Below are 6,286 nucleotides of genomic sequence, written 5' to 3'. Positions count from 1 at the left end.
GATAAGTATGGCATGAAATGTTGGACAAACGCTGAAACCTTTGATCGTGACATGCCCATTGACTTTTTACCTATCAAGTTTGACAAGTTACGGATGAAGTTGGAGGCTGCCAAGCGAGCCGGTTATGACAAGGCCATCACTTTTGAGTTTTCTCATTTTATGAGTCCTCAATCAGCATATTTACAGGCAGGACACTTGTATAATAGATATAAAGATTTTTTTAATCTAAAGTAATATGGAGATCATGGCAAGACTGTTATTTGTATTTTTTATTTCTGTTGTTCACTTGAATATGATGGCACAGAATCCACTTGCTATAACCGGACAAGTGAAATGTCAGGGGGATGGGGTCGCGAATGTGGTAGTAACGAACGGTTTCGATTGTGTCTTGACCGATGCTTCCGGCAAGTATACCATTCCTTACCATCGTGACGCCCGTTTTGTATATGTCACTACTCCTGCAGGCTATTTGCCTCAACGGGACGGTAGCCTTCCTTTATTCTATCAGCATATTATAGAAGGGACCTTTATATATGATTTTTCTTTGGTCAAGAATCCAAGGAATGATGATAGACATCTTTTCTTGGTTCAGGCTGATGTCCAGCTGGGAAAAGGCGAGGATGTTGCGGCTTATGCGGAGTACCTGAAGGATATGAGGGAGTTTATAAACAGACATTCAGAATATGATTTGTTTGTGTTGGACTGTGGTGATATTGTAGGCAATGCCTTGTCGCTTTTTCCTTCATATAAACAGACATCGGACGTGTTGGATGTCCCCATGTACCGTGTGATTGGAAATCATGATATGGAATATGGGGTCCGTTCCTACGAACATTCGTATAAGACCTATGAAGAGTGTTTCGGTCCTATCTATTATTCCTTTAATCGTGGAAAAGCCCATTATATCGTGCTTGATAACTGTTACTATATCAATAGGAATTATCGCTATATAGGTTATATTGATGAGCGTACTTTGCAATGGATTGAGAAGGATTTGGCTTTTGTTCCGAAAGACCATTTGGTGTTTGTTTCCATGCATATCCCCTCCAGTTCTACCAAGGAGTTGGAATTTAATGCTCTGCTTCCTGATGAAACCAGCAATGCTTCAAGTTTGTATGATCTTTTGAAAGGATACGAGGCGCATTTGCTTACTGGCCATACCCATAACAACGGTAATGTTGTATTCAATGACAGTCTGATGGAGCATAATACTGCGGCTGTATGTGGTACTTTTTGGAAAGCTGATATCTGTACCGATGGCACTCCCAGCGGTTATGGTGTATATGAAGTTGACGGAAACAAGCTGACTTGGCGTTATAAGAGTGCGGGGTATCCTATCGAACATCAGTTCAGGGCTTATCCGGTGGGGGCTTCAAGGGATTATCCTGAGTATATTCTTGCGAATGTCTGGAATTGGGATGAAGAGTGGAAGGTGGAATGGTATGAGGACGGGAAATATATGGGTGAAATGGAGCATTTCACAGGTTTTGACCCGGAAGCGAAGGCCATTTGCTCGGACAAGAAACGTGTAGAGTATGATTGGATTTCTCCGATAAGGACAGAACACATGTTCCGTGCTCTTCCTAAGAATCGTGAGGCTTTAATAGAAGTGTGTGTGACAGATCGTTTTGGTAATGTATATAAAGTTAAGCTATAGACAATGATGAAGACAAATGTAAATATCGGATATCTGGTGTTCCTTTCCTTTGTTGCAGCCTTGGGAGGTTTCCTTTTCGGCTATGATACTGCTGTGATTTCAGGAACCATTGCCCAGGTGACCGCACTTTTTCACTTGGATGCGTTGCAGCAAGGCTGGTATGTCGGTTGCGCATTGATAGGATCTATTGCTGGTGTGCTTTTGGCCGGTGTGTTGAGTGATCGGTTTGGCCGTAAACTGACGATGATTCTTTCCGCTGTGCTGTTTTCCACTTCAGCTATAGGTTGTGCTGTTTGTACGGATTTTGATGAGTTGGTTCTGTACCGTATTATTGGTGGTGTGGGTATTGGTGTTGTCTCTATCATCTCTCCCTTATATATATCGGAAGTCTCCGTGGCTCAATACAGAGGCCGTTTGGTCTCTTTGTATCAATTGGCTGTCACGGTAGGTTTTTTGGGCGCCTATCTGGTGAATTTCCAATTGCTTGGGTACTCGGAAAGTCATGTGGCTTCTGGCACGGGGCTGTTTGAGAAGCTCTTTATTTCTGAGGTGTGGAGGGGCATGTTGGGTATGGAGACATTGCCGGCACTTTTGTTCTTTGCCGTTATTTTCTTCATTCCCGAAAGTCCCCGTTGGTTGATCTTGAAGGGCAGGGAAGAACGTGGCCTCCGTATATTGCAACGAATCTACAACTCGGGCGAGGAGGCTATGATCCAGATGAACGAGACCAAATCGGTGATTGTATCAGAGGTCAGGTCTGAATGGGTGTTGTTGTTGCAGCCCGGTATTCTGAAGGCTGTAATAATCGGTGTTGCCATTGCCATGCTGGGACAGTTCATGGGTGTGAATGCGGTCTTGTATTACGGTCCTTCTATATTTGAAGGGGCTGGCCTTTCGGGTGGTGATTCCTTGTTATATCAAGTGTTGGTGGGGCTGGTCAATACCTTGACTACTGTGCTGGCTCTTGTCATTATTGATAGAGTAGGCCGTAAGAAGCTGGTGTATTATGGCGTTTCAGGTATGATCCTTTCATTGGTATTGATAGGCTTCTATTTTATTGCTGGAAAATCATGGGGCATTTCGAGCCTGTTCCTGCTTGTTTTCTTTTTGTCTTATGTGTTTTGTTGTGCCGTGTCTATTTGTGCAGTGATATTTGTGCTTCTTTCAGAAATGTATCCTACCAAAGTACGTGGTTTGGCTATGTCCATAGCTGGATTTTCTCTTTGGATTGGAACATACTTGATTGGACAGTTGACTCCTTGGATGCTCCAGAATCTTACCCCCGCTGGAACATTTTTCTTGTTTGCTGCAATGTGTGTGCCTTATATGCTCATTGTATGGAAACTTGTACCGGAAACGACTGGCAAATCTTTGGAAGAGATAGAACGGTATTGGACGCGTATGAAATAAATTGACCTTATGAACTAAAATATAAAAAATTATGGACTTTAAAAAATTAGCAACACAGTATAAGGATGAACTGATGAATCATATTCTTCCTTTTTGGCTTGAATGTTCTCAAGATCATGAATATGGTGGATATTTTACATGCTTGGATCGTCAAGGTAATGTATTTGATACGGATAAATTTATTTGGTTGCAGGGACGCGAGGTGTGGATGTTTTCGATGCTTTATAATAAGGTCGAGAAGCGTCAAGAGTGGTTAGATTGCGCCATTCAAGGAGGAGAATTCTTGAAAAAGTATGGTCACGATGGTAACTATAACTGGTATTTCTCATTGGACAGACAAGGAAATCCATTGGTCGATCCTTATAATATTTTTTCATATACGTTTGCTACGATGGCATTTGGACAGTTAAGCTTGGCTACAGGCAATGAAGAGTATGCGGAGATTGCCAAGAAAACGTTTGATATAATCTTGTCGAAGGTTGATAATCCTAAAGGGCACTGGAATAAGTTGCATACAGGTACGCGTGACTTGAAGAACTTTGCATTGCCGATGATTTTATGCAATTTGGCTTTGGAGATAGAACATTTGCTGGATGCGGATTATCTGGAAAAGACCATGGAAGTCTGTATTCATGAGGTTATGGAAGAATTTTATCGTCCGGAATTGGGGGGGCTTATTGTTGAAAATATACAAATGGACGGACAGCTTTCCGATTCGTTCGAGGGAAGGCAGGTTACTCCCGGGCATGCAATTGAAGCCATGTGGTTTATCATGGATTTAGGGAAACGTTTGGGGCGTTTGGACTTGATAGAAAAGGCGAAAAATACCACTTTAACTATGCTCGATTATGGATGGGATAAAGAGTTCGGGGGCATTTATTATTTTATGGATCGTAAAGGTTGTCCTCCTCAGCAATTGGAATGGGATCAGAAGCTTTGGTGGGTACATATCGAGACTCTGATTTCTCTATTGAAAGGGTATCATTTGACGGGCGACCGGCAATGTCTGGAGTGGTTTAATAAAGTGCATGATTATACATGGACTCATTTTAAAGATACCGAATATCCTGAATGGTTTGGATACCTGAATAGAAGAGGTGAAGTTTTGCTTCCGCTGAAAGGTGGAAAATGGAAAGGATGTTTCCATGTTCCCAGAGGATTGTATCAGTGTTGGACCGTTTTAGAGGAAATAGCAAATTCATAAATAGAATCTGTATGAGCAAAATCATAGTAGTAGGCAGTTCGAATACAGATATGGTAGTGCATACCTCTCATTTGCCAGTACCGGGAGAGACTATCCTTGGTGGTAAGTTTCTTATGAATCAGGGGGGTAAAGGAGCAAATCAAGCGGTTGCAGTGAAGCGGTTGGGTGGTGACTTGTTATTTGTAGCGAAATTGGGTGATGATATTTTGGGACAGCAGGCCTTGCGTGTTTTTCAAAATGAAGGCATAGCAACAAACTATATTGCTTTGGATAAGGAGACCCCATCCGGAGTTGCGTTGATAAGCGTGGACCAGCATGCGGAAAATTGTATTGTTGTGGCTTCAGGAGCTAATATGTCACTTGGACAAGGAGACATTGACAGTATGGAGAAGGAGATGCTGACTGGAGATGTATTATTGATGCAACTGGAAATTCCCCTTCCAACTGTAGAATATGCTGCACAGAAGGCTTATGAAAAGGGAGTGAAAGTTGTATTGAATCCTGCTCCTGCTTGTTCTTTGCCGGAATCTTTGTTCCAACATCTATATATGATAACTCCCAATCGGATAGAGGCTGAAATGCTGACCGGAGTCAAGATAAACAGCAAAAAAGACGTGGCTGTGGCGGCCGATGTTTTGTATCGGAAAGGTGTGAAAAATATAATAATAACCTTAGGTGGCGAAGGAAGCTTTGTAAGAGAAGGAGAAAAAACTTGTTATATAGATGCTTGCAAAGTGGTTCCGGTTGATACTACGGCTGCAGGAGACACTTTCAATGGAGCTGTTTGCGTGGGTGTTTCCGAAGGGATGAGTTTGGAGCAAGCTGTATTGTTTGCATCAAAAGCTTCTTCTATTTCTGTTACAAGAATGGGCGCTCAATCATCTATCCCTTATCGGAAAGAGTTGGATATAAATAATTTAGTTTAATCTGTTAAAAGAGGAATATTGTGGATAGACGTCATTTTTTGTCAATGTTAGGTTTGGGAGCAGTTGGTTTGGCTCTGCCGGGAGTAGCTCAAGCGGATATTTTAAAGCAAGCGGCTGCCAATCCGAATATAAAGCCTATTTCCGGCTCTTGGTTTGAATTTCAGCATCCGGGAGGCAAAGAAGGAGTATATTGGGACAAAGATTTAAGACAGTTTACTGCTGCCCAATGGAGGGAAAAGATTCGTGAAATCAGTGAGACCGGTATGGAATATTTGGTGATGATGAATGTAGCTGCTCACGGCAAAGCCTTTTTTGATACGAAATTGGCTCCCAAGTTTGAAATGGGTTGTGAGGATCCTATTGAAACAGTGCTTTCAGCGGCAGATGAGTTTGGTGTGAAGTTCTTCGTGAGCAATGATTATTGGGGGCCAGATCTTGATGCTCATCGGATGATGACAGATAGAGAACTGGGTAAGAAAAGGAATCAATCGATGGAAGAAATCTATAAGAAATATGGGCATCACCAGAGTTTTTATGGGTGGTATTTTCCTAATGAGTCATGGTTGGATCCCTATTTTTGCGATTTTGTGATACCTTATGTCAATGAGTGCGCGCAAGTGGCCAAGTCATTGAATGCTAACTGTGTGAATATAATTGCTCCATACAATATAAAGAAAGAAAAATGTGATGATTATTTTGTGAGGCAGCTTGAACAACTTAATGTGGAAATCGTGGCCTATCAGGATGGAGTGGGAGTCGGTTCAACCAGGTTGGAAGACTCTGCCCGTTATTACGAGAATTTGTCGAGAGCGCATCAAAAGGCAGGACGTTCCAGAATATGGGCTGACATGGAGTTGTTTTACTTTGAACAGACCACTCATGGCAGTTTGCTTCCGGCAGACTTTGACAATAGGATCATCCATCAAATGGAAGCTATTTCACCTTTCGTGGACAAAATTTTGGTTTACCAGTATCTTGGGATCATGAATAAGCCCGGATCTAAGGCTCATGCCGGCTTGAGAGGAGAGACGGTAAGGTTATATAATCAATATATGGATTGGTATAACAGGCAAAATTTTAAATGAATAG

At 42.1% G+C, this 6,286-nt stretch carries 6 protein-coding genes; all 6 read left to right on the top strand.

What is annotated here, in order from left to right; genetic code table 11:
- The coding region (locus DWY57_RS14885) for a DUF4434 domain-containing protein (protein ID WP_119961989.1) at positions 1 to 234 on the top strand (234 nt) is incomplete at its 5' end.
- A gap of 1 nt (position 235) precedes the next feature.
- Complete coding sequence (locus DWY57_RS14880; protein WP_117600976.1) at positions 236 to 1,657, top strand: calcineurin-like phosphoesterase family protein; 1,422 nt, start codon at positions 236 to 238, stop codon at positions 1,655 to 1,657.
- Positions 1,658 to 1,663: 6 nt separating this feature from the next.
- On the top strand, positions 1,664 to 3,067 hold the full coding sequence (locus DWY57_RS14875) for a sugar porter family MFS transporter (protein ID WP_117600984.1): 1,404 nt from the start codon (positions 1,664 to 1,666) through the stop codon (positions 3,065 to 3,067).
- 31 nt (positions 3,068 to 3,098) lie between these two features.
- On the top strand, positions 3,099 to 4,271 hold the full coding sequence (locus DWY57_RS14870; protein ID WP_117600975.1) for an AGE family epimerase/isomerase: 1,173 nt from the start codon (positions 3,099 to 3,101) through the stop codon (positions 4,269 to 4,271).
- Positions 4,272 to 4,282: 11 nt separating this feature from the next.
- Entirely contained in the window at positions 4,283 to 5,197 is a 915-nt protein-coding gene (gene rbsK, locus DWY57_RS14865; RefSeq protein ID WP_117600974.1) for a ribokinase, read from the top strand.
- A 20-nt stretch (positions 5,198 to 5,217) separates the two neighbouring features.
- A complete protein-coding gene (locus DWY57_RS14860) occupies positions 5,218 to 6,282 on the top strand; it encodes a DUF4434 domain-containing protein (protein ID WP_117600973.1) in 1,065 nt (354 codons plus the stop codon).
- The last annotated feature ends 4 nt before the right edge of the window (positions 6,283 to 6,286 follow it).

The organism is Bacteroides sp. AF25-5LB (assembly GCF_003602965.1).
Lineage (GTDB): Bacteria > Bacteroidota > Bacteroidia > Bacteroidales > Bacteroidaceae > Bacteroides > Bacteroides uniformis.
Note: the sequence above shows the minus strand (reverse complement) of the source record. Positions and strands in the feature narration are given on the sequence as shown.

What these genes read in the sequence shown, in the direction of transcription:
- DWY57_RS14880 (WP_117600976.1), top strand. Translation starts at nt 236, where the DNA reads ATGGAGATCATGGCAAGACTGTTATTTGTATTTTTTATTTCTGTTGTT.
- DWY57_RS14875 (WP_117600984.1), top strand. Translation starts at nt 1,664, where the DNA reads ATGAAGACAAATGTAAATATCGGATATCTGGTGTTCCTTTCCTTTGTT.
- DWY57_RS14870 (WP_117600975.1), top strand. Translation starts at nt 3,099, where the DNA reads ATGGACTTTAAAAAATTAGCAACACAGTATAAGGATGAACTGATGAAT.
- rbsK (WP_117600974.1), top strand. Translation starts at nt 4,283, where the DNA reads ATGAGCAAAATCATAGTAGTAGGCAGTTCGAATACAGATATGGTAGTG.